Below are 334 nucleotides of genomic sequence, written 5' to 3' on the forward strand. Positions count from 1 at the left end.
GCTAAGGCAGACACGTCGTAAAATTATTGAGGTATCAGGTGATGGAGCTTATGACACACGGAAATGCCATGATGCTATACGAATCAAGCGAGCGGTTCCGCTCAACCCGTCATGAGAAGGGGCAGCTTTCTGGGAACAAGGGCATATCGGTAGGTTGTTAGAAACTCTACGGCTCCAACAAGAAGTGGAAAAAGCGGTATGGCTATCGTAAGCGCTCGCTATCAGAGACAGCGATGCATCGAATGAAACAGTTGTTGGGTGGGAAACTAAGCCTAATAAATTACAACGCTCAGGTTGGTGAGACTTACGCAATGATCAAAGCGCTGAATAAGCT

The 334-nt window shown here is 47.0% G+C and carries 1 pseudogene; it reads left to right on the forward strand.

The annotated features are described in order from the left end of the window. Nucleotides 1-334: pseudogene (locus tag AB4512_RS23000) on the forward strand (transposase); the annotation flags it as partial.

Origin of the sequence: Vibrio sp. 10N.222.52.B7 (assembly GCF_041474275.1) — a bacterium.
In the GTDB taxonomy this organism is placed as follows: domain Bacteria; phylum Pseudomonadota; class Gammaproteobacteria; order Enterobacterales; family Vibrionaceae; genus Vibrio; species Vibrio crassostreae_C.